This window comes from Methylobacterium platani (assembly GCF_001653715.1).
GTDB classification, from domain to species: domain Bacteria; phylum Pseudomonadota; class Alphaproteobacteria; order Rhizobiales; family Beijerinckiaceae; genus Methylobacterium; species Methylobacterium platani.
Genome location: NZ_LWHQ01000089.1, coordinates 1 through 25,235, shown reverse-complemented (window position 1 = coordinate 25,235; position 25,235 = coordinate 1). Strand labels below are relative to the sequence as shown.

Sequence of the window (25,235 nt, the reverse complement as noted above, 5' to 3'; positions counted from 1 at the left end):
GCCGTTAACCGCCCCAGCGCCTATGGTACTGTGTCTCAAGACACGGGAGAGTCGGTCACCGCCAGACCTGCCAAGCACGTCACACCTTCCCTCATCGCGACAACACCCTGGCGCGGGGTGGAGCAGCCCGGTAGCTCGTCAGGCTCATAACCTGAAGGTCACAGGTTCAAATCCTGTCCCCGCAACCAACCACACGAAAACCCCCGCCGGGCGCGCCCGGCGGGGGTTTTCGTCGTGTCGGCGTCAGCGCATCACGAAACCCTCGTAGCCGTCCGCGGCGATGCGGTCGCAGATGCCGCGGTAATGCGCCATGCCGCCGGCATAAGGCATGAACACCCGCGGCTTGCCCGGCACGTTGGCGCCCAGGTACCACGAGCTGCTCGCCATCGGCAGCAGGGTAGCGGACGCCGCCCGGTTCACCTCCGCGCCCCAGAATTCCGCCGCGTCCGGCTTCGCCTCGATCCGGTCGAGACCGCGCTCGCGCAAGAATGCGAGGCAGTCGGCGATCCATTCGGCATGCTGCTCGATCGCCACCGGCATGTTGGTGAGCACCGAGGGGCTGCCCGGGCCGGTCATGGTGAACAGGTTCGGGAAGCCCGGCACCTGCAGGCCGAGATAGCTCGTCGGGCCCGCCGCCCACACGTCCTTGAGCGCAAGACCGTCGCGGCCCCGGATGTCGAGGGCGAGGAGGGGGCCGGTCAGGGCGTCGAAGCCGGTGGCGAAGACGATGACGTCGAGGGGGTAGGTCGCGTCCGCGGTGCGCACGCCCTCCGGCACGATCGCGGCGATCGGCGTCGCCTTCAGGTCGACCAGCGTGACGTTCGGGCGGTTGAAGGTCTCGAAGTAATGCGTGTCGATCGGCGGTCGCTTGGTCGCGAACAGGTGGTCGCGCGGCGTGAGCGCCTCCGCCGTCGTCGGGTCGGCGACGATGCTGCGGATCTTCTCCCGGATGAACGCCGAGGCGGTCTCGTTGGCGTCCTTGTCGAGCATGATGTCGCGGAAGGCGGCGCGGAAGCGCAGGCCGCCGCGCTCCCAGGCCGCCTCGTAGATCGCCTCTCGCTCCTGGGGCGAGACGTCGAAGGCGGAGCGGTCGGAGAAGTCGAAGGGATGGCCGTTCGGCGCCGCGCGGGCCTTGGCGCGCAGCTCCGAGGAATTCTCGCGCACCCAGGCCTTGAACTCGTCGTCCATCGGGCCGTTGCGGGCCGGCACGCTGTAATTGGCGGTGCGCTGGAATACCGTGAGATGCGCGGCCTGCGCGGCGATCACGGGCGCGGCCTGGATCCCGGTCGAGCCGGTGCCGATCAGCCCGACGCGCTTGCCGGAAAAGTCGACGCCCTCGTGCGGCCAGCGGCCGGTATGGTACCAGGCGCCCGCAAAGCGCTCGAGGCCCGAGATCGCCGGCACGTTGGCGCTCGACAGGCAGCCGACGGCGGTGATCAGGAACCGGGCCTCGAACCGCTCGCCGCCTTCCGTGGTGACGGTCCAGCGGTTGGCGGCCTCGTCGTAGGCGGCGCCGGCGACGCGGGTGCCGAGCTGGATGTCGCGCCGGAGATCGAAGCGGTCGGCGACGTGGTCGAGGTAGCGGCGGATCTCGCCGTGCTCGGGGTAGCGCTCGCTCCAGTCCCACTCCTCCTCGAGCTCGCGCGAGAACGAGTAGGAATAGTAGTAGCTCTCGGAATCGCAGCGCGCCCCCGGATAGCGGTTCCAGTACCAGGTGCCGCCGATGCCCTCGGCCGCCTCCAGCACCCGTACCGACAGGCCGAGCCGGTCGCGCAGCAGGTGCAGCTGGTACAGGCCGGAGAACCCGGCCCCGACGATGATCGCGTCGAAGCGGCGGACGGGCCGGGATGCGTCCGGTGGTTCTGCCGCGTGTGGCTCTGTCATGGCGTCGGCGTCTCCCTGTCCGGAGACCGTCGCGCCCCTCGGCGCCCGGCTTCCGTGATGGCGGGCTCCCGCGGTCATGGCGTGACCGGGAGCCCGTCGGCCGAGGCTAGCCCGCGCCGCGGGGACCGACCAAGCCCATCCGGCGCGCGCCACCCATGAGAGGAGATCGGGAGCCGAGACCGCCGCCCGCGCCGGCATCCCCTCGCGCCCTCGAACGCATCCGCTCGACGGCGCGGCGGTATCACGCGCCGCGATCGTTGCGGCGCAGGCTCTCGGGCATCGCGAAGAGCAGGAGGCCGGCGGCGACGAGGCAGAGACAGCCGATGCCGTAGAGCGCCGGCGTCGTGGAGCCGGTGAGGTCCTTGACCCAGCCGACCATCACCGGGCTGACGATGCCGCCGAATTGGCCGAGCGTGTTGATGAGCGCGATGCCGCCCGCCGCGCCGACGCCGGTGACGAGCTTCGCCGGCAGGGTCCAGAAGGTCGGGATCGACGCGACGATGCCGGAGCCGAGCAGCGCCAGGGCGATCATCAGGGGCACGATCTGCTTGTCGAACAGGCCGGCGAGGAAGAAGCCCGCCGCCGCCGCGACCGCGAGGCCGGCGACGAATTTCGGCCGCTCGCCCGAGGCGTCCGACAGGCGCCCGATCACGATCATGCTGACCGCGCCGCAGATGTAGGGAATCGCGGTCAGGAAGCCGACCGAGGCGGCGGCTCCGCCGCTCGCGGTCTTGATCAGGTCCGGCCCCCAGAAGTTGAGGCCGTAGGAGCCGACCTGGAGCAGGAAGTAGACGAGGGCGATGAGCAGGAAGCCCGGCTGCTTGATCGCCCCCCAGAGCGAGTGGTCGCCGATGCCGTGGTTGTGGTGGGCGATGCGCGAGGACAGGAGGTCCTTCTCCGCGGGCGAGAGCCAGCGCGCGTCGGCGATCCGGTCGTCGAGGCGGGTGAGCACCAGGGCGCCGAGGATCAGGCAGGGCAGGCCGCCGGCGAGGAAGAGCCACTGCCAGCCGGCGAGGCCCGCGACGCCGTTGAGCCCGCCGAGGATCAGCCCGGCCACCGGCGCGCCGACGATGCCGGCGAAGGCCGAGGCGACGAACATGAACGAGGTGATGCGGCCGCGAAACGAGGCCGGGAACCACAGGGTGAGGTAGTACAGGATGCCGGGGGCGAAACCGGCCTCCATCGCGCCGATCAGGAAGCGCAGGACGTAGAAGTGCCACTCGGTGCGGATGACGATCATCAGCGCGGTGGCGATGCCCCACGAGATCATGATCCGGGCGATCCAGCGCCGCGCCCCGACCCGGTAGAGGGCGAGGTTCGACGGCACCTCGAAGATCACGTAGCCGACCACGAACATGCTCGCGCCGAGGCCGTAGGCGACGTTGCTGAAGCCGAGGTCGCTCTGGAGCTGGAACTTGGCGAAGCTGATGTTGATCCGGTCGAAGAACGCGAACAGGTAGCAGATCATGATCAGCGGCATCAGCCGCCAGGCGACCTTGCGGACGATGCCGGCCTCGGTGAGCGTCTCGGTGCCGGCGACCGGGCCGGCGGTGGCGATGGCCATGGGGTTTCCTCCGGGCGTGGTGCTGTCTGCGGGCATGGGGGAGCCTTCGCCCGGGGCGCGGGCGGGGCTGGTGCGTCGCGAGGGTCGCGGGGCCGCCTTCTCGCGGGCGGCCTGCCGTGGGCGTCAGGCCGCCTTGAGCGGCGGGGCCGGGTGGAGGTCGCGCGGCCGGCCGGCCTTGGCGACCTGGCCCGGCCCGTCGTGGCCGACGAGGCGGGGGAGGTCGCGGGAGAGGGCGATGAGCGCGTCGAGGTCGAGCCCCGTCGACAGGCCCATCTCCTCGGCCATGCTGGCGAGGTCCTCGGTGCAGATGTTGCCGGTGGCACCGGGCGCGAACGGGCAGCCGCCGAGGCCGCCGAGCGCCGCGTCGAACCGGCGCGCGCCGGCATCGTAGGCGGCGAGCACGTTGGCGAGGCCGCAGCCGCGGGTGTTGTGGAAGTGCAGCGTCAGGCGCTCGGCCCCGACCAGGGGCAGCACCCGGGCGACGAGGCGGGCGACCTGGCGCGGGTTGGCCATGCCGGTGGTGTCGGCGAGCGTCACCCCGTCGACCCCGAGCGCCAGGTAGCGCTCGACCTGGGCCAGCACCTCGTCCTCCGGCTGGACGCCCTCGAACGGGCAGCCGAAGGCGGTCGCCGCGGTGGCGTTGACGCTCACCTGCCCGCGCACGGACGCCATGATCGCGGCAAAGCCCTGGATCGAGGCCTCCGGAGTCATGCCCATATTGGCGCGGTTGTGGGTCTCGCTCACCGAGGCGACGAGGTTGATCTCGTCGGCGCGCGCCGCGAGCGCCCGCTCGGCGCCCTTCGGGTTCGGGACGAGGGCGACGTAGGTCGTGCCGGGCCGGCGGGCGATCCCCGAAAACACCTCGGCCGCGTCGGCGAGCGCCGGGACCGCCTTCGGCGAGACGAAGGACGAGACCTCGATGCGGGAAAAGCCGGCTTGCGACAGCGCGTCGATCAGCCGGATCTTCTCCGCGGTCGGCACGAAGGCCGGCTCGATCTGGAACCCGTCGCGGGTCGCGACCTCCTGGATGACGATCCGGCTCACGCGACGGCTCCCTTCCGGCGAAGCGCCGCGATGCCGGCCTCGTCGAAGCCGAGATCGGCGAGCACCGAATCGGTGTGGGCGCCGAGCGCCGGACCCTGCCAGCGCACGGCGCCCGGCGTCTCGGAGAGCTTCGGCACGATGCCGGGCATCTTGACCCGCGTGTCGCCGGGCAGGTCGGCCTCGAGGATCATGTCGCGGGCGTTGTAATGCGGGTCGGCGACGATGTCGGCCACCGAGTAGATCCGGCCGGCCGGCACCTCGGCGGCCTCCAGCACCTCGAGCGCTTCCGTCACCGTCAGGCTCCTCGTCCAGCCGGTGATGACGCCGTCGAGCATCGCGGCCTGCCTGGAGCGGCCGTCGTTGTTGCGGAAATCCGGGTTCTCGGCGAGGTCGGGCCGGCCGATCGCGGTCATCAGGCGGCGGAAGATCGGGTCGCTGTTGCCGGCGATGACGACGAAGCCGCCATCCTTGGTCGGATAGGTGTTCGAGGGCGTGATGCCGGGCAGGGCGCCGCCGGTGCGGGTGCGGACCTCGCCCAGCAGGTCGTATTCCGGCACCAGGCTCTCCATGACGTTGAACACGCTCTCGACGAGCGAGACGTCGATCACCTGGCCGGCGCCCTGGCCGGTCTTCACCCGCAGCAGCGCCATCAGGGCGCCGATGACGCCGTGGAGCGAGGCGAGCGTGTCGCCGATGCTGACGCCGACGCGGGCCGGCGGGGTGCTCGGATCGCCGGTGGTGAAGCGGATGCCGCCCATCGACTCGCCGATCGCCCCGAAGCCGGGCCGGTCGCGGTAGGGCCCGGTCTGGCCGTAGCCGGAGATGCGGACCATCACGAGGTTCGGGTTCAGCGCCGACAGCACGTCCCAGCCGAGGCCGAGCTTCTCGAGCCCGCCGGGCCGGAAGTTCTCGACGACGACGTCGGCGCCTTCCGCCAGCTGCTTGACGATCGCGAGGCCGTCCGGCGACTTCAGGTTGACGGCGATCGACTTCTTGTTGCGCGACTGCAGGTACCACCAGAGCGAGGTGCCCTCGTGCATCTTGCGCCACTTGCGCAGGGGATCGCCCTCGCCGGGCGGCTCGACCTTGATCACCTCGGCGCCGAACTCGGCCATCAGGCGGGTGGCGAAGGGCGCGGCGATCAACTGGCCGAGTTCCAGAACGCGAATGCCCGCGAGCGGTCCGCTCATGGCGTCGACTCCCTGTCGGTATGATTGCGGGCGTTATATTTGCCGGACGCGGCGCGGATCCAACCGTATCTCGCCAGCGAGCGTTCTCCCCAGGAGAACGCAGGGCGAGGGCAGGGCGGGGCTCAGGCGCCGGATCGCTGCGTCAGGTGCGCGACGAGGAGGCCGGCCGCCGGCGAGAGGGTGCCGGGGCGCGTGACGATGTTGAGCGCGCGCGCCGCCCAGGGGTCGGAGAGCGGCACCGCGGCGAGCTGCATCGCGCCGCCGATGAGGCCGAAGACCTGCTCGGGGACGACGCCGAGGCCCATATCCGCCTGGACCATGCGGCAGACCGCGTCGAAGCCCGGCACGTGCACCCGCAGCCGCAACGGGCGGCCGATCCGCTGCGCCTCGGCCCGGACGCTGTCGTAGATCGAGCTCTGGGCGTGCAGGCCGATGAAATCGTAGCCGAGCGCCTCCGCGAAGGCGATGCCGGCCCGCCCGGCGAGGGGATGCTCGGGCCGCATCACCAGGACGAGCCGGTCGCGCCGGTAGAGGGTGGAGCGCAGGTCGAGGGCGGCGACGCTGCCCGAGCAGATCCCGATCTCGGCCGCGCCCTCGGCGACGCCGCGGATCACCCCGCCGCTCGGCCGCTCCTCGAGGTCGATCTTGATCGCGCCCTGCCGCGCCAGGAAGGCGCGCAGGTCCTCGGGCAGGAACTGCACGATCGCCGAGAGGTTGGCGAGCATCCGGACGATGCCGCGCACCCCCTTGGCGTGCTCGGCGAGTTCGAGGGCGATCTGCTCGGCGCTCGCCAGCATGCGGCGGGTGTGGTGCAGCAGCGTCTCGCCCGCCGGGGTCGGGCGCATGCCCCTCGGCTCGCGGGTGAGCAGGATGCAGCCCAGGGTCTGCTCCAGCTCGGCCAGGCGCTTGCTCACCGCGGAAGGCGCGATCGCGGCGGCCCGGGCCGCGCCGTTGAGCGTACCCTCCTCGCAGATCGCCGCGAACAGCCGCAGCGTCTTGAGGTCGAGGCGGTTCAGGAGGCCCGGGGCGGGCAGGTCGTCGGGAATGGCCTACTCTCCCTGGGGCACCGTCGGATCTCGGGGCGGGCGGGTTCGCGGGCGGGGGGAGGCCCGGCCGGACGCGCTCGACCGGCGGCGAGCGCGCCGCCCCGGCCGACGAGCATGGCAGATGGCCGCGCCGAAGCCCACCGGACCGGGGATACGCCGTCCGATCCCCGAATCGGAGCGCCCGGGTCGATCGGCGATTCGCGGCAGGTCCGGGCCGCCCCGCATCCCGCCGGCCGGGTTCCGCCATGCGGGGACTGACGTCGTTACCGGCGCGCAGGGAACGATCGTGCGACGACATCCGGTGTCACCTGACGAGAGGCGCCAAGTTCATCATGCCTCCTGCCAGGTCCTGCTATCGATGTCGGCGTAATGATTCGAGACGACTTATTGGTCGGCGAGGAAGGCGGAGGCTTACGGTAGGTCGGGACGATCTCGGAAACTGGGTTGCCCGCCGCGCCGCGCCGGTTTCCCGCACTGGCGGGAATCCCCGCCTTCCCCTAAGGTGCGCGGAGTCGGGATCGTGTCCGGTCCGATCGGCACGAGGGCGAGGACGGCGATGCGGTCTGTGCAACCGGCGGAACTGACGGCCTGCGACAGGGAGCCGATCCATATCCTCGGCACGCTGCAGCCGCACGGCTTCCTGCTGGCGCTCGAGGGACCGGACCTGCGCATCGTCCAGGCGAGCGCCAACCTGCCCGACCTTCCGGAACGCCCGGCCGGCCGGGCCCACGGCCGCCCCCTGCGGGAGGCGCTGCCGGAGGTGAGCGAGGCGGTCGTCGCGGCGCTGGCGACCCAGCTCGGCCGCGACGGCGCGGCCTATCTCGGCGCGCTGACCCTCCGGACCGCCGCGGGGCCCCGGACCTACGATCTCGCGGCCCACCGCTCCGGCGCCCTCACGGTGCTCGAATTCGAGGAGAGCACCGGCGAGAACGGGGCCGGCGGCCTCGACACCCTCTATCCGCGGCTGCGCGCCTTCATCGAGGCCCTGCACGGCGCCGTGAGCGTCGAGGACCTGTGCGGGCTGCTTGCCGCCGACATCCGCCTGCTCACCGGGTTCGACCGCGCCCTGGTCTACCGGTTCGACCGGGACTGGAACGGCACCGTCGTGGCCGAGGACGGCAACGGCGTGCTGCCCTCCTACCTCGACCTGCGCTGGCCGGCCTCCGACATCCCGGCCCAGGCGCGGGAGCTCTACCGCCGCAACCGCCTGCGCATCATCCCGGACGCGGCCTACGAGCCGGTGCCGATCGTGCCGCTCCTGACCCCGTCGACCGGGGCGCCGCTCGACCTCAGCCAGTCCGTCCTGCGCAGCGTCTCGCCGGTCCACGTCGAGTACATGCGCAACATGGGCACGGCGGCCTCGATGTCGATCTCGATCCTGGTCGAGGGCGCGCTGTGGGGCCTGATCTCCTGCCACAACAAGACCCCGCGGCGGGTGCCGCTGCAGACCCGCAACGCCTGCGACATCCTCACCCAGACCTTCGCGTTGCAACTCGCCGCCAAGGAGCGCGGCGCGCTCGCCGAGCAGCGCCTGGCACTCGGGGCGATCCAGGCCCGCCTCCTCGCCTTCATGGCCGAGGAGGAGAACTTCGTCGAAGGCTTCCTCAAGCACCCCGAGGACGTCCTGGCCCTCACCGGCGCCGGGGGCGCGGCGATCGTCACCGGCCAGCGCTGCCACCTCATGGGGCGCACCCCCTCCGAGCGGCAGGTCCGCGCGGTCTACGAGTGGCTCTCGGCCGAGCATGCCGGCGAGGCGGTCCACGTCACCGACGCCCTGGGCGACGAATACCCGCCAGCCCGCACCATCGCCGACAGCGCCAGCGGGCTCCTGGCGATCTCGATCTCGGAGAAATACGCCAGCTACGTGCTGTGGTTCAGGCCGGAGGTGATCCAGACCGTGCGCTGGGGCGGCGACCCGACCAAGGCCGCCACCAAGGACCCGGACGGCGGCCCCGACCGGCTGCACCCGCGCCAATCCTTCGAGACCTGGAAGGAGACGGTGCAGGGCCGCTCGCTGCCGTGGTCGGGGCCGGAGATCGACGCCGCCAAGGACCTGCGCGCCGCGGTGCTCGGCATCGTGCTGCGCCGGGCCGAGGAGCTGGCGGCGCTCACCGAGGAGCTGCAGCGCTCGAACAAGGAGCTCGAGGCCTTCTCCTACTCGGTCAGCCACGACCTGCGGGCGCCGTTCCGGCACATCGTCGGCTATGCCGAGCTCCTGCGCTCGCGCGAGGGCGAGAAGTTCTCCGACCGCGGGCGCCGCTACGTCGACACCATCATCGAGGCGGCGTTCTCCGCCGGCACCCTCGTCGACAACCTGCTGACCTTCTCGCAGATGGGCCGCAACGCCCTCAACCGCATCCCCTGCGACATGAACCAGCTCGTCGAGGACGTGCGCCGGAAGATGATCCGCGACATCCCGCTCGAGCGGGCGATCCGCTGGCAGGTCGGTCCCCTCGGCCGGGTCCAAGCCGACCCGGTGATGATGCGGCTGGTGATCGAGAACCTGCTGTCGAACGCCGTCAAGTACACCCGCGGCCGGCCCGAGGCGCTGATCGAGGTGGTGCGCGAGGCGGACCGCGAGGCCGAGGCGGTGTTCTGCGTGCGCGACAACGGCGTCGGCTTCGACATGGCCTACGTCAACAAGCTGTTCGGCGTGTTCCAGCGCCTGCACCGGGTCGAGGAGTTCGAGGGGACCGGGATCGGGCTCGCCAATGTCCGCCGCATCGTCGAACGTCACGGCGGGCAGGTCTGGGCCGAAGGCGACCTGGGACACGGTGCGACGTTTCACTTCACGCTTCCCGTCAGGTAGGAGGGCGCGATGGCCGACCTGAAGCCGATCCTCCTCGTCGAGGACAATCCCAACGACATCGAGCTGACCCTCGCGGCGCTCGAGAAGAGCCAGCTGGCGAACAAGATCGTCATCTGCCGCGACGGCGCCGAGGCGCTGGACTTCCTGCGCCGCCAGGGCCCGCACGCGGACCGGCCGGTGCAGGATCCGGCGGTGGTGCTGCTCGACCTGAAGCTGCCGAAGGTCGACGGGCTCGAGGTGCTGGCGGCGGTGAAGGGCGATCCGCGGATGCGGGCGATCCCGATCGTGATGCTGACCTCGTCGCGGGAGGAGAGCGACCTCGTCCGCTCCTACCAGCTCGGGGTGAACGCCTTCGTGGTGAAGCCGGTCGGCTTCAAGGAGTTCTTCGAGGCGATCCAGGATCTCGGCGTGTTCTGGGCCGTGCTCAACGAGCCGCCGCCCCACCGGTCGGACTGGGCCTCCGGTGCCTGAGGCGACGGCGCCGGAGGACGGCGAAGCCCCCTTGCGCATCCTGCTCCTCGAGGACAGCGACCTCGATGCGGAGCTGCTCGCGGCGGTCCTGGAGGATGCAGGCCTCACCGTCGCGACCGACCGGGTGATCACCCGCCACGCCTTCGCGGCCGCGACCGCGCAGGCGTGCCACGACATCATCCTGGCCGACTACGTCCTGCCGGCCTTCGACGGGATGAGCGCCCTCGCCACCGCGCGCCGGAACTGCCCCGGGATCCCGTTCGTGTTCGTCTCCGGCACCCTCGGGGAGGACGTGGCGGTAGAGGCGCTCAAGCACGGCGCCACCGACTACGTGACCAAGCAGCGCCTCGACCGGCTGCCGCGGGTCATCCTGCGCGCGCTCTCGGAGGCCCGCGCCCACATCCGGCGCCGCGCCGCCGAGCAGGCCCTGCGCGACCTGAACGAATCCCTGGAGCAGCGCGTCGCCGAGCGGACGCGGGAGCTCGCCGAGGCCAACCGGGCGCTCCAGCACCAGATCGCGGAGCGCGAGCGGGTCGAGGGGGCCCTGCGCCAGGCCCAGCGCCTCGAGGCGGTCGGCCAGCTCACCAGCGGCGTCGCCCACGACTTCAACAACCTCCTGACGGTGATCGCCGGCAACATCGAGTTCCTGGAGCGCGCGGTCGTCGACGAGCGCTCGAAGCGCCGCCTCGACATGATGCGGGGCGCGGCCGAGCGCGGCGCCCGGCTCACCGCCCAGCTCCTCGCCTTCTCGCGCCGCCAGAAGCTCGCGCCGGTGCCGGTGCAGCTCAACCAGACCGTCGCGTCGATGCGCGACCTGCTGCAGAGCTCGATGGGCGGCTCGGTCCGCATCGAGATGACGCTGCAGCCCGACCTGTGGCCCGCCCTCGTCGACGCGACCCAGATCGAGCTCATCATCCTCAACCTCGCCATCAACGCCCGCGACGCGATGGCGGTCGGCGGCTGCCTGACGATCGAGACCGCCAACGTGCAGCTCGACGCCGCCCCGACCCGGGCCGAGGAGCCGAGCCCGGGCGACTACGCCATGGTGGCGGTGAGCGACACCGGCACCGGCATCCCGGCCGACGTGCTGGCCCGGGTGTTCGAGCCGTTCTTCACCACCAAGGAGGTCGGCAAGGGCTCCGGCCTCGGCCTCGCCCAGGTCTACGGCTTCGCCAAGCAGTCGGGCGGCGGGGTGCGCATCGACACGCGGGACGGCGAGGGCACCTCGGTGCGGGTCTACCTGCCGCGGACCGCCGCCGGGACCGCCGCGCCCGAGACACGCCCGGTCGAGCTCGACTGCGCCTCGGCCCGCAGCCCCGGCGACCGGCGGGTGGTGCTCGTCGTCGACGACGACAGCGCCGTGCGCGACATCACGACGACGCGCCTCGGCGAGGCCGGCTACGCGATCCGCGAGGCGGGGTCGGGCCTCGCGGCGATCCAGGCGCTGGAGGCCGATGCCTGCGTCGACCTCGCGGTGCTCGATTTCGCGATGCCGGGCATGAACGGCGTCGAGGTCGCGACCGTGATCCGGCAACGCTGGCCGCAGATCCAGATCCTGTTCGTCACCGGCTACGCCGACCACACCGCCCTGGCGCAGGTCGATGCCGGCGGCGACGACCGGGTGGTGCAGAAGCCGTTCCGCGGCGAGGATCTCGAGCGCAAGGTCGCGTCGATCCTCGGGACCCGGCCGCGGCCGGAGCTGAAGCTGGTGACCGGCGGGGCCGCGCGTCGGCCAGTGTGATCCGGAACAGTCGCGATCGGGCTTCGGCGCGCCGCGTCAAGCAGCGCCGCAGACGCCTCCGATCCGGCATGCTACGGTCCGCCTCGATAAGGATCGGCTCGCATGCTCGGCCAGTCCTTCGGAGGAAAGCCCGGCATGGCAGGAGCCCCGTCGCTCCCGTTCCGCTCGCAAGCTCGCGCCGCCGTTCCGGCCGCCGATGCCGCGCCGAACGCCCGCCGTCACGCCGCCGGCATCCTCGCATCGTCCCAGCGTCCGCTCCCCACCGCGAGGTTCCCATGACAGTGACCAAGTTCGGACTCGGCCAGCCGCTGCGCCGGGTCGAGGATCGTCGCCTGATCACCGGCGAGGGCCATTACGGCGACGACCACGCCCCCGAGGGCTGCCTGCACGCGGCCCTGCTGCGCAGCCCGCACGCCCACGCGAAATTCACCGTCACCGATCTCGACGCCGCCCGGGCGATGCCCGGCGTACACCTCGTGCTGACCGCCGAGGACGTCGCCAACCTCACCGACATCAAGTGCCAGGCGCCGCTGCCGAACGGCGACGGCAGCCAGAACCACGTCGCCAACATTCCGCTGCTCGCCAAGGGCACGGCGAAGCACATCGGCGACGCCGTCGCCTTCGTGGTCGCCGACACGGTGGCCCAGGCCCGCGACGCCGTCGAGGCGATCGGCATCGACTACGAGGTTCTGCCGGCCGTCGTCGGCATCCGCGGCGCCATCGCGGGCGGCGCGACCGCGGTGTGGGACGAGCAGCCGGACAACATCTCGTTCGACTCGACCATGGGCGACAAGGCTCCGGTCGACGCCGCCTTCGCCAAGGCCGCCAAGGTGGTGAAGGTCGAGGTCGAGAACCAGCGCCTCGTCACCAACTACATGGAGACCCGCAGCGTCGTCGCCGAGTACGACGCGGGCACGAAGCGCTTCACCCTCACCATCCCGAGCCAGGGCGTGCACGGCCTGCGCAAGACCCTGACGGGCGTGCTCGGGATCGAGAAGGACCAGATCCGGGTCGTCACCGGCGATGTCGGCGGCGGCTTCGGCACCAAGACCTTCACCTACCGCGAGTATCCCCTGGCGGCGGAAGCCGCGCGCCGTCTCGGCAAGCCCGTGAAGTGGGTCTCGGAGCGCGGCGAGCACTTCGTCGCCTGCACGCAGGGCCGCGACAACCTCTCGGTCGGCGAGGTGGCGCTCGATGCCGACGGCACCTTCCTCGCCATGCGCTTCGACGTGATCGGCGATCTCGGCGCCTACCTGTCGCAGTACGGGCCCTACATCCCGTATCTCGGCGCGACGATGCTGACCGGCGTCTACAAGACCCCGGCGGTATTCGTCCGGGTGCGCGGCATCTACACCAACACCGTGCCGGTCGACGCCTATCGCGGCGCCGGGCGGCCGGAGGCCGCCTACCTGATCGAGCGCCTGGTCGACCGGGCGGCGCGGGAGACCGGGATGTCGCCGGCCGAGATCCGCCGGCGCAACTTCATCCCGCCGAGCGCGATGCCCTACACCACGCCGATCGGCGACCGCACCTACGACACCGGCGACTTCGCCGGCCATATGGGCCGCGCCGTCGAGGCCTCGGACTGGGCCGGCTTCGAGGCCCGCGCCGCGGAATCCCGCGCCAAGGGTCTCGTGCGCGGCATCGGGCTCGCCACCTACATCGAGTGCACCGCCTGGGGCGAGGGCGAGGACGTCAAGATCACCCTCGACCAGGACGGCGGCGCGACGGTCTATGTCGGCACCCAGTCGAACGGCCAGGGCCACGCCACGGCCTACGCCCAGTTCGCGGCCGAGCATCTCGACCTGCCGCTGGAGCGGATCCGGGTGGTGCAGGGCGACACCGACCGGGTCGCCACGGGCGCCGGCACCGGCGGCTCGCGCTCGATCCCCGTCGGCGGCATCTCGGTGGGGGCGGCGTCGCAGAACCTCGCCGGCAAGCTGAAGGAGCTCGCCTCCGAGGAGCTGGAGGCCGGTGTGCAGGACCTCGAGATCGCCGAGGGCGCGGTGCGCGTCGCCGGCACCGACCGGTCGATCGACTTCGCGGCGATCGCCAGCCTGCCGAAGGCCACCGAGGCGATGCGGACCGGGCAGGGCGACTTCGTGCCGCCGAGCGCGACCTATCCGAACGGAACCCACGTCGCCGAGGTCGAGATCGACCCCGATACCGGCATCACCGAGATCGTGCGCTACACCGTCTGCGACGATTTCGGCATCGTGGTGAACCCGCTGCTCCTCGCCGGCCAGGTCCATGGCGGGGTGGTGCAGGGCATCGGCCAGGCGCTGCACGAGCGCACGGTCTACGATGCGGAAGGCCAGCTCCTCACCGCGAGCTTCATGGACTACGCGATGCCGCGGGCCGGCGACGTGCCGTTCTTCCACTTCGAGACGAAGAACGTGCCCTCGACCACCAACCCGATGGGCATCAAGGGCGCGGGCGAGGCCGGCAGCATCGGCTCCTGCCCGGCGGTCATGAACGCGGTGGTCGACGCCCTCGACCGCAGCGTGGGCCTGCGCGACATCGACATGCCGGCGACCCCGGCGCGGATGTTCGCGGCCCTCGCGCCCCTGCGCAAGGCGGCCGCGGCCTGACGAGGACTGCCTTGGACCGATAGATGCGGCGCCCGGCCGAGAGGCCGGGCGCCGTTTTCGTGGGGACTGCAACCTGACGCCCGCAAGCCGTCCCGGGTCCCGGCCGAATCGTCGGGAAAGGAAAAAAGGCGCCGCCGGGAACTGCCCGGCGACGCCTCGTCGGAGGGAAGGACCGGACTCAGCAGGTGAGCTTGCGGCCCTCGCGGAAGCCATGGACCTGGAAGTGCTTGTAGCCGGACTGCATCTTGCCGGCGAGCACCGCGCGGGCGACGTCCGGGTTGCAGCGCAGGTACTCGCGCTCATTGAAGGCGGCACCCTGGTCCCGCGAGCCGCGATCCCGGTCGCGTGAACCGTAATCCCGGTCGCGATCGCGGGACCCGTAATCGCGGTCGCGGCCGCGATAGTCGTCCCGCCGGCCGTAATCGTCGCGGCGGTCCCGATAGTCGCGGTCGCGGTAGTCGCCGTCGCGACTGCGGTACTCGCGGTCCCGATAGTCGCCGCGGTCGCGATAGCCGTAATCGGGGCCGCCGTAGGGCTGAGCCATGGCGCCGCCCACCGCGCCGATCAGGCCCACTCCGACGACCGCCATCACCGAAAGCTTCTTCATCGTCCGTCGTCCCCCTTCGCGAGGCGCTTCGTCGCCGCCGGGGAAGCTAGAGCAATCGGGGACGATGGGGATAGCGCCGTCACGCCCGGTCGTAGAGGTGGCAGGCCACGGAGCGCCCGGGCGCGACCTGCCGCAAGGCCGGCGCCTCGGCGCGGCAGCGGTCGAAGGCGCGCGGGCAGCGGGGGTGGAAGTGGCAGCCCGCCGGCGGATTGAGCGGCGAGGGCGGCTCGCCCTCCTGGAAGCTCATCGCCACCGGCCGCTCGGGGTCGGGCACCGGGGACGAGGCCTTGAGGAGCTGGGTGTAGGGATGCAGCGGCTCCTCGAAGAGCGGGCCGACGGGGCCGCTCTCCACCACCCGGCCGAGATACATCACGCTCACCCGCTGGCAGAAATGCCGGACCACGCCGAGATCGTGCGAGATGAACACGAAAGCGAGGTTGCGGGCCTGCCGCAGCGATTCGAGCAGCCGCAGGATCTGCGCCTGGACCGAGACGTCGAGGGCCGAGACCGGCTCGTCGGCGAAGATCAGGTCGGGCCCGAGCGCCAGCGCCCGGGCGATGCCGATGCGCTGGCGCTGGCCGCCGGAGAATTCGTGCGGGAAGCGGGCGGCGGCGCTCGCCGGCAGCCCGACCTCGTCGAGGAGCCCGGCGACCCGCTCGGGCACCTCGGCGCCGCGGGCGAGGCCGTGGACCCTAAGCGGCTCGCCGAGCGCCTCGGCGATGCGCTGGCGCGGATCGAGGGAGGAGGCGGGATCCTGGAACACGATCTGCATCCGCCGCCGCAGGCGCCGCAGCGCGCTCGGGGGTGCGGCGAGCACGTCCTGCCCGTCGAAGCGCACGGCGCCGCCATCGGCCTCGGTGAGGCGGAGCGCCACCCGCGCCGTGGTGGACTTGCCGCAGCCCGATTCGCCGACGATGCCGAGCGCCTCGCCGCGCCCGACCGTGAACGACACCCGGTCGAGGGCCCGCACCAGGCTGGTCTTCGTCACCGGGAAGCCGCGGCGGAGGGTGAAGGTCTTCGAGAGGTCCGTGACCTCGAGCAGCGGCGCCATCATGCGGCCCTCACCCAGCAGCGAACCGCGTGGTCGGGCGCGCCCGCGAGCGGCACCAGCGGCGGCCGCTCGCGGCAGCGCTCCTGGCGTAAGCTGCAGCGGCCCTGGAACCGGCAGCCCTCCGGCATCTCCGGCAGGGTCGGCACCGTGCCGGGGATCGCCGCCAGATCCTGCACCCGGTCGACCCGGGGCATCGCCTTCAGCAGTCCCTCGGCGTAGGGGTGGGTGGGGCGGGCGAAGAAGGCGCGCACCGGCGCGCTCTCGACCACGTCGCCGCCATACATCACCATCACCCGGTCGGCGACCGAGGCGACGACGCCGAGATTGTGGGTGATGAGCAGCACCGCCAGCCCCTCACGGCGCTGGATGTCGGCGAGCAGGGCCAGCACCTGGGCCTGGATGGTGACGTCGAGCGCCGTCGTCGGCTCGTCGGCGATCAGCACCCGGGGCGAGCAGGCGAGCGCCATCGCGATCATCACCCGCTGGCGCATCCCGCCGGAGAACTGGTGCGGGTAGGCGTCGATCCGCTCGGCGGCGGAGGGCACCCGCACCCGCTCCAGAAGGGCGATCGCCTTCTCCCGCGCCGCCGCCTTCGACAGGCCGCGATGGCGCCGCAGGGCCTCGGCGATCTGGAAGCCGATCGTCAGGACCGGGTTGAGCGAGGTCATCGGCTCCTGGAAGATCATCGCCAGGCGGTCGCCGCGCATCGCCTCGCGCTGGCTCTCGCTCGCCGCCCGCATGTCGGTCCCGTCGACCACGATGGCGCCCGACGCGACGCGGCCGACCTTCGGCGCGAGGAGCCCCATGATCGAGAGCGCGGTGAGGCTCTTGCCGCAGCCCGATTCGCCGACGAGGGCCAGGGTCTCGCCCCCGGCGACCGAGAACGACACCTCGCGCACCGCGTCGTACCAAGTGCCGCCGGAGCGGATCTGGGTCGTCAGCCCCTCGACGGTCAGCAGGTCCGGTGCAGGCTCGGTCGTCATGGGGCCCCCCGCGGGTCGGTGGCGTCGCGCAGGCCGTCGCCGATCAGGTTGAGGCCGATCATCACCGCGAGGATGGCGAGGCTCGGGAAGATCGACAGCCAGGGCGCGTCGAGGAGGTTGTCGAAGCCCTCGCGCACGATGCTGCCCCAAGTCGCGGTCGGCGGCGGCACGCCGAGCCCGATGAAGGCGAGGGTCGATTCGGTACGGATCGCGGTGGCGAGCCAGAGGGATGCCAGCACCACCACCTCGTCGAGGATGTTGGGCAGGATGTGGCCGAACATGATGCGCAGGTCCGAGTAGCCGAGCGCCCGGCAGGCATCGACGAAGTCGCGCTGGCGCATCGCGAGCGTCGAGCCCCGGGCGATGCGGATGAAGGCCGGCACGGCGGTGACCGCGATGGCGAGGATCAGGTTGCCGAGGCTCGGCCCCAGCACCGCCACCAGCATCAGCCCCATGATGAGCTGCGGGAAGCTCAACATCACGTCGGTGGCCGCGGTGATGAGCCGGTCGGTCCAGCCGCCGAAATACCCCGCGACGACGCCGATCACCGTGCCGACGACGACGCCGGCCGCGGTGGCGAGGAAGCCGACCGAGAGCGAGATCCGCGCGCCCCAGATCACCCGCGAGAGCACGTCGCGGCCGAAGAAGTCGGTGCCGAACCAGTGCTCGGCGCTCGGCGCCATCAGGGCGGCGACCGGGTCCTGCTCGTTGGGATCGTACGGCGCGATCCAGGGCGCCAGGAGCGCCAGCAGGACGACGACGATCACCGTGGCGAGCCCGATCACCAGGCCCGGCGAGCGGGAGGCCCGGCGCCAGGCGCTCGGGGCGGCGGAAGCGGCGCTCGCGCTCATTGGGCCGAGACCCGCGGATCGACGAGGCCGTAGGCGATGTCGGTGAGCACGTTGGCGACCACGATGGCGAAGGCGGAGACGACCATCAGGCCCTGGAGCAGGCTGTAGTCGCGCTGGGTCAAAGCGGTCACGATCAGCTTGCCGAGGCCCGGGCGGTTGAACACGATCTCGGTCAGCACCGCGTTGCCGATCAGCACCCCGAGATAGAGCCCGACCACGGTGACGACCGGCACCAGCACGTTGCGCAAGGCGTGGCGCCAGACCACGATCCGGGCCGGCATCCCCTTGGCGCGGGCGGTGCGGACGTAATCCTCGCCGAGCGCCTTCAGCATGCCGGAGCGGGTGACCCGCGTGACGTAGGCGACCATCAGGAGGCCGAGATTCAGCGCCGGCAGCACCAGCGCGCCGAGCCGGTCGAGGATGCCGCCGGTGCGCGGCGTCGAGATCACCGGGAACCAGCGCAATTGCACGGCGAACGCGATCAGCAGCAGGATGCCGGAGACGAAGGCCGGGAACGACACGCCGGCGAGCGAGACGATGCGGGCGATCCAGTCGGCGAGCCCGTCGCGCCGCCGGGCCGCCACCACGCCGAGGGGCACGCCCACCCCGACCCCGATCGCGATCGCCGCGAGCGTCAGCTCGATCGTGTAGGGCAGGACGTGCGCGACGTCCTCCAGCACCGGCCGGTTGGTGGTGAGCGAGCGGCCGATGTCGCCGGTGGCGATCTGGCCCATGAAGGCGAGGTACTGGACGACGATCGGCTTATCGAGCCCGAGCTTGCCCCGCAGGTCGGCCCGGGCGGATTCGCTCGCCTGGTCGCCGAGGATCACGATGGTCGGATCGCCCGGGACCACCCGCACGAGCACGAACACCACGGTCAGCACCGCCACCAGCGTCGGCACCGCGAGCAGGAGGCGCTTGAGGATGAACTGGAGCATGGGCGGGCCCGGGGAGTTGGAGTGGGCATCTCTCCTCCCCCTTGTGGGGAGGAGCCGGAGGTGGGGGTGGTACCGCCTTGAGCGGGGCGGTGCCTCCTGCACCACCCCCACCCCTAACCCCTCCCCACAGGGGGGAGGGGAATGCCCGTTACTTCTTGTCCGTCGCTTCCGTGATCACCGGACCCAGGTGAATCGCGCCCTTGAAGTCGTACCCGTAATCGACCGTCTTCTTGTGCGCCCAGACCTGCAACCCTTCCGAGAGCGGCACGGCGCAGACCTGCTCGATGATCTTGGCTTGCGCCGTCTTCCACAGGGCCTTCTGCTTTTCCGGATCGGGCTCGGTCCGCGCCGCCCGGATCTCGGCATCCGCCGCGTTGCAATGGGAGAAGTTCGTCACGGCGGTCGGCGTGTTCACCGTCGAGGCCGAATCGAAGAACTGGGTCAGGTAGGTGTCGGCGACGGGGAAGCGCGCCGCGGCGTAGTAGACCACGTCCGAGAGGTCCTTGCGGATCTGGGCGTGGTAGGTCTGGTGGTCGACCACGTCGAGCTTGAGCTCGATTCCCGCCTTCTTGAGCTGGCCCTGCACGATCTGCATCGCGGTCAGCATGGTCGGCAGGCTGGTCTGCACCGCCGTGATGGTGATGCCGTTCGGGTGGCCGGCCTCGGCCAGCAGCGCCTTGGCCTTCGCCGGATCGTAGGCTGGCAGCGGCGCCTTGTCGTCGGTGCCGAGATAGCCCTTCGGGATGATCGACACCGCCGGCTCGGTGACGCTCGCGCCCTTGAACTGGACGATCTGCGCCTGGCTGATCGCGGCGGCCACCGCCCGGCGTACCCGCACGTCGTCGAGCGGCTTGTGGCTGATGTTGAGGTGGAGCAGCGCGAGCTCCGCCGGCCGCACGATGTCGACCGAGACGTCGGGCTCGCGGCCGAACCGCTCGGCCCAGCGCTGGTCCTGGCGGCCGTAGACCACGTCGAGTTCGCCCGAGGTGAAGGCGAGGTCGCGGGCGGCGTCGGCCGGGATCAACCGGTAGAGGATGCCGCCGAGCTTCGGCTTGCCGCGGAAATAGTCCGGGTTCGCGGTCAGCCGCACGCTCTCGTTCGGCTTGTACTCGGCGAAGGCGAAGGGCCCGGTGCCGATGGGCTTCAAGCGGAAGTCGTTGCCGAGGGCCTCGACCGCCTTGCGGCTGAGCACGTTGCCGCCGTGGTAGTTCGCCACGAGCCCGAGCAGCGACGGCACCGGATGCTTGAGGGTGATCCTGACCGTGTAGGGATCGACCGCCTCGACCGTGTCGAAGGCGGCGTAGTCGGTCGAGAACGACGAGGATTTGGGATCGGCGGCGCGCTTCAACGAGAACACCACGTCGTCGGCGGTCATCTCGCCGTAGCCGCCGTGGAACTTGACCCCTTTTCGCAAGGAGAAGGTCCAGGTCCGGCCGTCGTCGGAGCGGGTCCAGGATTCGGCGAGGTCCGGTTCCAGGGTCTCGAGGCTGGTCGAGCCGGGCTTGAAGCGCACCAGGCCGTTGAAGATCCACGACACCACCGGCTTGTCCTGGGTGCTGGTGGCCCGGAACGGATCGAGCTGGCTGATGTCGGCCGCCGCCATGCCGATGGTCAGCGTCTTGCCCGGCGCCTGGGCCGCGGCTCCCTGCGTCAGGATCGGCCCGGCGGCCACCAGGGCGACGGCGGCGAAGAGGAAGCGTCTCATTCGTGGTGATCCCCCTGGATGGCTTCTCGAGATGCGTCAGTGTTCGATCTCGCCCTCCGACCGGAACGGGCCGCGCCACCCGGCGAAGCGCTCGATCCGGAACGGATGGAGGGGAGAGGCGGAGCGGCCCGTCGTCACGAGTTCCGCCAGGATCTCGCCGACGACCGGGCCGAGCTGAAAGCCGTGGCCGGAGAAGCCGAAAGCATGAACCAGGCCGGGCGTGGTGCCGGACGGTCCGATGACCGGGATGTGGTCCGGCATCTCGCCGTCGAGGCCGCTCCAGCTGCGGATGACCTGGGCGTGGGCGAGGTCCGGGATCAGCGTCAGGGTCTTGCCCATGGCGCCGAGCGAGGTCGCCGCGACCGGCCGGGCGAGGCCGTCGGCGATGTCCGCCGTGCCGCGCCCGCCGCCGAGCACGACGTTGCCGCGCCGGGTCTGGCGCAGGTAGACGTCGCCGCCGACGACCCCGATCGAGCGGGTGACGAGGGGCGCCAGGGGCTCGGTCACCACCATGTTGGGAGCGAGCGGGGCAACGGGCGCCGCCTCGCCGAACCAGCCCGCCACCGTGCCGCCATAGGCGCCGGCCGCGTTGACGAGATGGCGGCTCCGCACGCTCACGCCCTCGGCCTCGATCGTGAAGCCGGCGCCGTCACGGGCCGCGTGGCGCACCGGCGCGTGCTCGCACACCTCCGCGCCCAGCCGCCGGGCGAGCCGCGCGAAGGCGGGCCCCACCACCCGCGGATTGGCCTGGCCGTCGGTCGGCGACAGCGAGGCGCCGACGACCGCCGGGCCGAGCCACGGCATCTCGGCCCTGAGCGCGTTCGGGCCGAGGAGCTGGAGGTCGAGCCCGTGCCCGGCCGCGTCGCGGGCGTAGGCCTCCAGCACCGCCATGTCGGATTCGGAGCGGGCGAGCTTGATGTGACCGGTCGCCTCGAACCCGACATCCTCGGAGAGCTTGGCGCTCAAGCCGTCCCACAGCACGCGCGAGCGGCGCGACAGCGGCAACTCCGCGAGATCGCGGCCCTGCTGGCGCACGCCGCCGAAATTCACCCCGCTGGCGCCGCCGCCGCACAGGCGCTTCTCCAGCACGGCGACGGTGAGGCCGGCCTCCCGGAGCGCGACGGCGGCCGCGCAGGCGGCGGTGCCGCCGCCGATGATCGCGACGTCGACGGTGAGGCGCTGCATCAGGCCGGCTCCCGCAGCGGGATCGGCTTGATCGGCGCCTGCCCGCGCAGGCGGCCGACCGTCTCGACGGGCACGTCGAGGGTACGGGCCAGGATCTCCGCCGCGGCGTGGCCGCAGACCCGGCCCTGGCAGCGGCCCATCCCGGTCCGGGTCAGCGCCTTCAGCCGGTTCATCTCGCTTGCGTCCCGCTCGGTCGCGGTCCGGCGGATCGCGCCCGCGGTGATGCCCTCGCAGCGGCAGACGATCTCGTCGTCGGCGATGCCCTCGACGAGGTGGTGCGGATAGGGATAGGCGGCCTCCAAGGCCGCGCGAAAACCCGCCTGCCGGGCGAGACGCCGGTCGAGGTGCGCCTCCCGCGCGGGGTCGCGCGGCCGGCCGAGATCGGCGAGCAGCGTGAGCGCCGTGCGCTCGCCCTGCAGCTCGGCGACGTCCGCGCCGCCGATGCCGCTACCGTCGCCGGCCAGGTACACGTGCGGCAGCGAGGACCGGCCTTGGCCCGAGCGCTCCGGCTGCCATTGCCGCGTCACCGGCTCGAAGGCGAAGCGGCAGCCGGCGAGATCGGCGGCCTGCGCCTCGCTGCGCAGCCCGAACGAGGCGCCGACCGCGTCGCACGCCACCCGGTGCCGGCGGCCGGCTGCATCCTCGAAGGCCAGGGCCTCGACCCGCGCCGCACCCTCGACCGCGATCGCCCGCACGCCGGAGCGGACCGGCTGCCGACGCAGGGCGCCCCGCATCGTGTACCAGACGCCCTTGGCCAGGGTGGCCGGCACGGCGGCGAGGCGCGGCGCCGCCTTCACCTTCGCGGCGAGCGGCGTGACGTCGAGCACCGCGACGACGGTCGCGCCGGCTTTCGCGTATTGATGGGCGACGAGCGGCAGGAGCGGCCCGGCCCCGACGAGGGCGACGCGCCGGCCGATCGCCATGCCCTGCGCCTTGAGGGCGATCTGCGCCGCCCCGAGGGTGAACACGCCGGGCAGGGTCCAGCCCGGGAAGGGCAGGGTGCGATCCATGGCGCCCGTGGCGAGGACCAGCCGGTCGGCCGCGATCCGGCCGTGTCCGTCGGGCCCGAGGCACTCGAGGTCGAAGCCGTCGGGGTCCCGCGGCGCGATCCCCCACACCGTCGTGCCGGGCCGGTAGTCGACCCGCGGCGCCAGCGCGTCGGCGAGATCGTGCAGGGCCTGCGCCCGGCCGGCCTCGAACCCGTAGAGTGCGGCGGCGGGCCGCTCGGCGCCGGGCGGCGGCCGGCGGTAGATCTGCCCGCCCGCGCGGTGACCCTCGTCGACGAGGAGCGGGCGTAAAGACGCCTCGGCCAGAACCTGCGCGGCCCGCAGGCCGGCCGGGCCGGCCCCGACGATCGCGACCCTCGGCTCAGGCATCGCCGCCTCCCGTGATCACCGCCATGCCGGGCTCGACCGGGGTGGTGCAGGCGCGCAGGCGCCGCCCATCCGCCAGGGTCACCCAGCAATCCTGGCAGGCGCCCATCAGGCAGTAGCCCGCCCGCTCGCCGGACCCGAACTCGAACCGGCGCAAGGAGTGCCGGTGCAGCAGGATCGCGGCGATCAGGAGGTCCCCCGCCCGCGCCTCGGCCGACATCCCGTCGATCGTGAAGGGGATGGCGGCTCCCGGGCGCGTCGCGAGGCGGTGGAACAGCCCGCTCACAGCATGTCCTCGTGCCGGCAGTTCAGCAGCAACTCGGCGACGCTCGCGGTGTTCGGCAGCCGGACCAGGGTCTCGATCAGCGCCGCGATGTCCTCCGGCCGGCTCATCAGCGCGCGCGGCTGCGTGGTGACGTGCGCGGTCATGTCGGTGTCGACGAAGCCCGGGCAGAAGGCGGTGGCCCGGATGCCGTGCTCCCAGCCCTCGCGCCGCACGGCCTGGGTGAGGCTGACGAGCGCGGCCTTCGTCATCGCGTAGCCGGCATTGTCGTTGCGCACCCGCTTGCCGGAGAGCGAGGCGAGATTGACGATCCGCCCGGAGCCCGACGCGACGAGGTGCGGCCAGGCCGCCCGGATCGCCCGCATCGGTCCCTTGACGTTGACGGCGACCAGGGCGTCGAACGCGGTCTCGTCCGGGTCGAGGAAACGGGCCATCGGGTTGATGCCGGCGGCATTCACCAGCACGTCGACCCGGCCGAACTCCGCCACCGTCGCGGCGACCCAGGCCTCGGCGCTTCCGGCCTCCTCGGCGTCATAGCGGCAGGCATGCCATTCGGCCGGGGCGCGGCGGGGGTCGCGCAGGCCGGCCCCGATCCGGTAGCCGGCACCGGCCAGCCGCTCGGCGACCGCCCGCCCGATCCCGCGCGCGGCGCCGGACACCATCGCGACGCGCCCCGCCGGCTCAAGCATCGCCACCCCGCTCCACGGACGATCGCCGCATCGAAAGCCCCATCGATTGCGACGCGAAGGATTGAACGTCGCCACGGCTTGGGCAACAGCTATTTCGACAGGCGAACGATTTTGCCGACATTATTTCATTGAATGAAAATCAGGGGCGAGATACCGATGACAGAGGCGGCGAAGGAGAAATCGCCAGACCGATCCGGACCGGCCCGGATCGCCGGGCTGCTGCGCCACCTCGGCGAGGCGGGAACCGGAGGCGCCCGGTTGAGCGTGCTCGCCGAGGCGGCCGGGCTACCGGCACCGACCGCCCTGCGGCTGCTGCGGGCCCTGGTGGCCGAGGATCTGGTCGACGTCGATCCGGCGGCGAAGACCTACCGGCTCGGCCTCGGGCTGTTCCGGCTCGCCGCGAAGGCCGGCAACCCGCTGGGCCTGCGCGACCTCGCCCGGCCGGCTCTGCTGCGCCTCACCGGCGCACTGGGCGAGACCGTCTTTCTCCTGGTGCGCAGCGGCTACGAGGCCGTCTGCATCGACCGCACGGCGGGCCCGCTGCCGATCCGCTCGTTCACCGGCGATATCGGCGGCCGGGTGATGCTCGGCCTGGGGCAGGGCGCGATGGCGATCCTGGCGCATCTGCCGGCGGACGAGCAGGAGGCGGTGATCCGCTACAACCTGCCCCGGATGCGCGACGCGACGAGCCTCGACGAGGCGTTTCTGCACACCGAGATCGCCCGCACCCGCGACCTCGGCTACTGCGCCGCCGCCTCCGGGCTGATCCCCGGCATGGCCGGGCTCGGCGTCCCGATCCTCGATGCCGACGGCCGGGCGGTGGCGGCGTTGAGCGTCGGCAGCACGGTCGATCGCCTCGCCGGCGAGCGCCGCGACGCCATCGCGGGGATGCTCCGACGCGAGGCCGCCGGAATCGCGGCGCGCCTGAACCCGTTCGACGAGACCCTGCGCCGCGCCGGCGCCGCCATGGAACGCCCGTTGCCGTGAGGCGAGGGGGCAAGAACGCCAAGGGGTCCGAACGCCAAGGGGCCGGAACGCGAAGAAGCCCGCCGGGCGCTGGGCCTGGCGGGCTTCTTCGGTCGAGGTCGTGTCGAGGGAATGTGTACGTGCTTGGCAGGTCTGGCGGTGACCGACTCTCCCGTATCTTGAGACACAGTACCATGGGCGCTGGGGCGGTTAACGGCCGAGTTCGAGATGGGATCGGGTTCTGATCACCCCGCTCAGACCACC

General features: G+C 71.9%; 20 protein-coding genes, 1 tRNA gene and 1 rRNA gene. 6 read left to right on the top strand and 16 right to left on the bottom strand.

Annotation, left to right across the window (positions count from 1 at the left end; genetic code table 11):
* Window positions 1-111: 111 nt before the first annotated feature.
* Window positions 112-188: transfer RNA gene (locus A5481_RS30435), tRNA-Met, on the top strand.
* A 55-nt stretch (window positions 189-243) separates the two neighbouring features.
* On the opposite strand, the gene A5481_RS30430 is transcribed toward A5481_RS30435, so the two are convergent.
* The 5 genes from A5481_RS30430 to A5481_RS30410 all read right to left on the bottom strand — a co-directional run bounded on the left by A5481_RS30430 (window position 244) and on the right by A5481_RS30410 (window position 6,728).
* The gene (locus tag A5481_RS30430; protein ID WP_048437153.1) at window positions 244-1,884 is read right to left on the bottom strand and encodes a flavin-containing monooxygenase; all 1,641 of its coding nucleotides are present in this window, start codon (window positions 1,882-1,884) and stop codon (window positions 244-246) included.
* A 241-nt stretch (window positions 1,885-2,125) separates the two neighbouring features.
* Window positions 2,126-3,448 carry an MFS transporter gene (locus A5481_RS30425; RefSeq protein WP_048437152.1) on the bottom strand — a complete coding sequence of 441 codons (1,323 nt, stop codon included), beginning with the start codon at window positions 3,446-3,448 and terminating at the stop codon, window positions 2,126-2,128.
* A gap of 123 nt (window positions 3,449-3,571) precedes the next feature.
* On the bottom strand, window positions 3,572-4,492 hold the full coding sequence (locus tag A5481_RS30420) for a hydroxymethylglutaryl-CoA lyase (protein WP_048435344.1): 921 nt from the start codon (window positions 4,490-4,492) through the stop codon (window positions 3,572-3,574).
* Window positions 4,489-5,682, bottom strand: coding sequence for a CaiB/BaiF CoA transferase family protein (locus tag A5481_RS30415; protein WP_048435345.1), 1,194 nt, complete (start codon window positions 5,680-5,682; stop codon window positions 4,489-4,491). The genes A5481_RS30420 and A5481_RS30415 overlap by 4 nt, the downstream gene beginning before the upstream one ends.
* A gap of 122 nt (window positions 5,683-5,804) precedes the next feature.
* A complete protein-coding gene (locus tag A5481_RS30410) occupies window positions 5,805-6,728 on the bottom strand; it encodes a LysR family transcriptional regulator (protein WP_156311951.1) in 924 nt (307 codons plus the stop codon).
* A gap of 556 nt (window positions 6,729-7,284) precedes the next feature.
* Between A5481_RS30410 and A5481_RS30405 the strand changes: the two genes are divergently transcribed.
* From A5481_RS30405 to A5481_RS30390, 4 genes are all read left to right on the top strand, one after another.
* On the top strand, window positions 7,285-9,537 hold the full coding sequence (locus A5481_RS30405) for an ATP-binding protein (RefSeq protein WP_048436559.1): 2,253 nt from the start codon (window positions 7,285-7,287) through the stop codon (window positions 9,535-9,537).
* A gap of 9 nt (window positions 9,538-9,546) precedes the next feature.
* Window positions 9,547-10,008 (top strand): response regulator, encoded by a 462-nt coding sequence (locus tag A5481_RS30400; RefSeq protein ID WP_048436560.1) that lies wholly within the window; start codon window positions 9,547-9,549, stop codon window positions 10,006-10,008.
* Complete coding sequence (locus tag A5481_RS30395) at window positions 10,001-11,749, top strand: response regulator (protein WP_048436561.1); 1,749 nt, start codon at window positions 10,001-10,003, stop codon at window positions 11,747-11,749. The genes A5481_RS30400 and A5481_RS30395 overlap by 8 nt, the downstream gene beginning before the upstream one ends.
* A 275-nt stretch (window positions 11,750-12,024) precedes the next feature.
* Window positions 12,025-14,340: a xanthine dehydrogenase family protein molybdopterin-binding subunit gene (locus A5481_RS30390; protein WP_048436562.1), complete on the top strand. Its 2,316-nt coding sequence runs from the start codon at window positions 12,025-12,027 to the stop codon at window positions 14,338-14,340.
* Window positions 14,341-14,518: 178 nt separating this feature from the next.
* Here A5481_RS30390 and A5481_RS30385 read toward each other — a convergent pair whose 3' ends face one another.
* The 10 genes from A5481_RS30385 to A5481_RS30340 all read right to left on the bottom strand — a co-directional run bounded on the left by A5481_RS30385 (window position 14,519) and on the right by A5481_RS30340 (window position 24,005).
* Window positions 14,519-14,947, bottom strand: a complete 429-nt coding sequence (locus tag A5481_RS30385; protein ID WP_048436563.1) for a hypothetical protein — start codon at window positions 14,945-14,947, stop codon at window positions 14,519-14,521.
* Between the two features lie 79 nt (window positions 14,948-15,026).
* Window positions 15,027-16,001, bottom strand: a complete 975-nt coding sequence (locus A5481_RS30380) for an ABC transporter ATP-binding protein (protein WP_197514270.1) — start codon at window positions 15,999-16,001, stop codon at window positions 15,027-15,029.
* Window positions 15,998-16,981, bottom strand: coding sequence for an ABC transporter ATP-binding protein (locus A5481_RS30375; protein ID WP_048436565.1), 984 nt, complete (start codon window positions 16,979-16,981; stop codon window positions 15,998-16,000). The genes A5481_RS30380 and A5481_RS30375 overlap by 4 nt, the downstream gene beginning before the upstream one ends.
* Window positions 16,978-17,832, bottom strand: a complete 855-nt coding sequence (locus A5481_RS30370) for an ABC transporter permease (protein WP_048436566.1) — start codon at window positions 17,830-17,832, stop codon at window positions 16,978-16,980. Before A5481_RS30370 ends, A5481_RS30375 begins: the two co-directional genes overlap by 4 nt.
* The gene (locus tag A5481_RS30365) at window positions 17,829-18,770 is read right to left on the bottom strand and encodes an ABC transporter permease (RefSeq protein ID WP_048436567.1); all 942 of its coding nucleotides are present in this window, start codon (window positions 18,768-18,770) and stop codon (window positions 17,829-17,831) included. The genes A5481_RS30370 and A5481_RS30365 overlap by 4 nt, the downstream gene beginning before the upstream one ends.
* 148 nt (window positions 18,771-18,918) lie before the next feature.
* Window positions 18,919-20,475, bottom strand: coding sequence for an ABC transporter substrate-binding protein (locus A5481_RS30360; protein ID WP_053082577.1), 1,557 nt, complete (start codon window positions 20,473-20,475; stop codon window positions 18,919-18,921).
* 36 nt (window positions 20,476-20,511) lie between these two features.
* Window positions 20,512-21,660, bottom strand: a complete 1,149-nt coding sequence (locus A5481_RS30355; RefSeq protein ID WP_156312116.1) for an NAD(P)/FAD-dependent oxidoreductase — start codon at window positions 21,658-21,660, stop codon at window positions 20,512-20,514.
* Complete coding sequence (locus A5481_RS30350) at window positions 21,660-23,036, bottom strand: FAD/NAD(P)-dependent oxidoreductase (RefSeq protein WP_048436841.1); 1,377 nt, start codon at window positions 23,034-23,036, stop codon at window positions 21,660-21,662. Before A5481_RS30350 ends, A5481_RS30355 begins: the two co-directional genes overlap by 1 nt.
* Window positions 23,029-23,319: a (2Fe-2S)-binding protein gene (locus A5481_RS30345; protein WP_048436840.1), complete on the bottom strand. Its 291-nt coding sequence runs from the start codon at window positions 23,317-23,319 to the stop codon at window positions 23,029-23,031. The genes A5481_RS30350 and A5481_RS30345 overlap by 8 nt, the downstream gene beginning before the upstream one ends.
* Complete coding sequence (locus A5481_RS30340; RefSeq protein WP_048436839.1) at window positions 23,316-24,005, bottom strand: SDR family NAD(P)-dependent oxidoreductase; 690 nt, start codon at window positions 24,003-24,005, stop codon at window positions 23,316-23,318. The genes A5481_RS30345 and A5481_RS30340 overlap by 4 nt, the downstream gene beginning before the upstream one ends.
* A 156-nt stretch (window positions 24,006-24,161) precedes the next feature.
* Between A5481_RS30340 and A5481_RS30335 the strand changes: the two genes are divergently transcribed.
* Window positions 24,162-24,992 carry an IclR family transcriptional regulator gene (locus A5481_RS30335; RefSeq protein ID WP_048436838.1) on the top strand — a complete coding sequence of 277 codons (831 nt, stop codon included), beginning with the start codon at window positions 24,162-24,164 and terminating at the stop codon, window positions 24,990-24,992.
* A 130-nt stretch (window positions 24,993-25,122) separates the two neighbouring features.
* Here A5481_RS30335 and rrf read toward each other — a convergent pair.
* Window positions 25,123-25,235: ribosomal RNA gene (gene rrf, locus A5481_RS30330) — 5S ribosomal RNA — on the bottom strand; the annotation flags it as partial.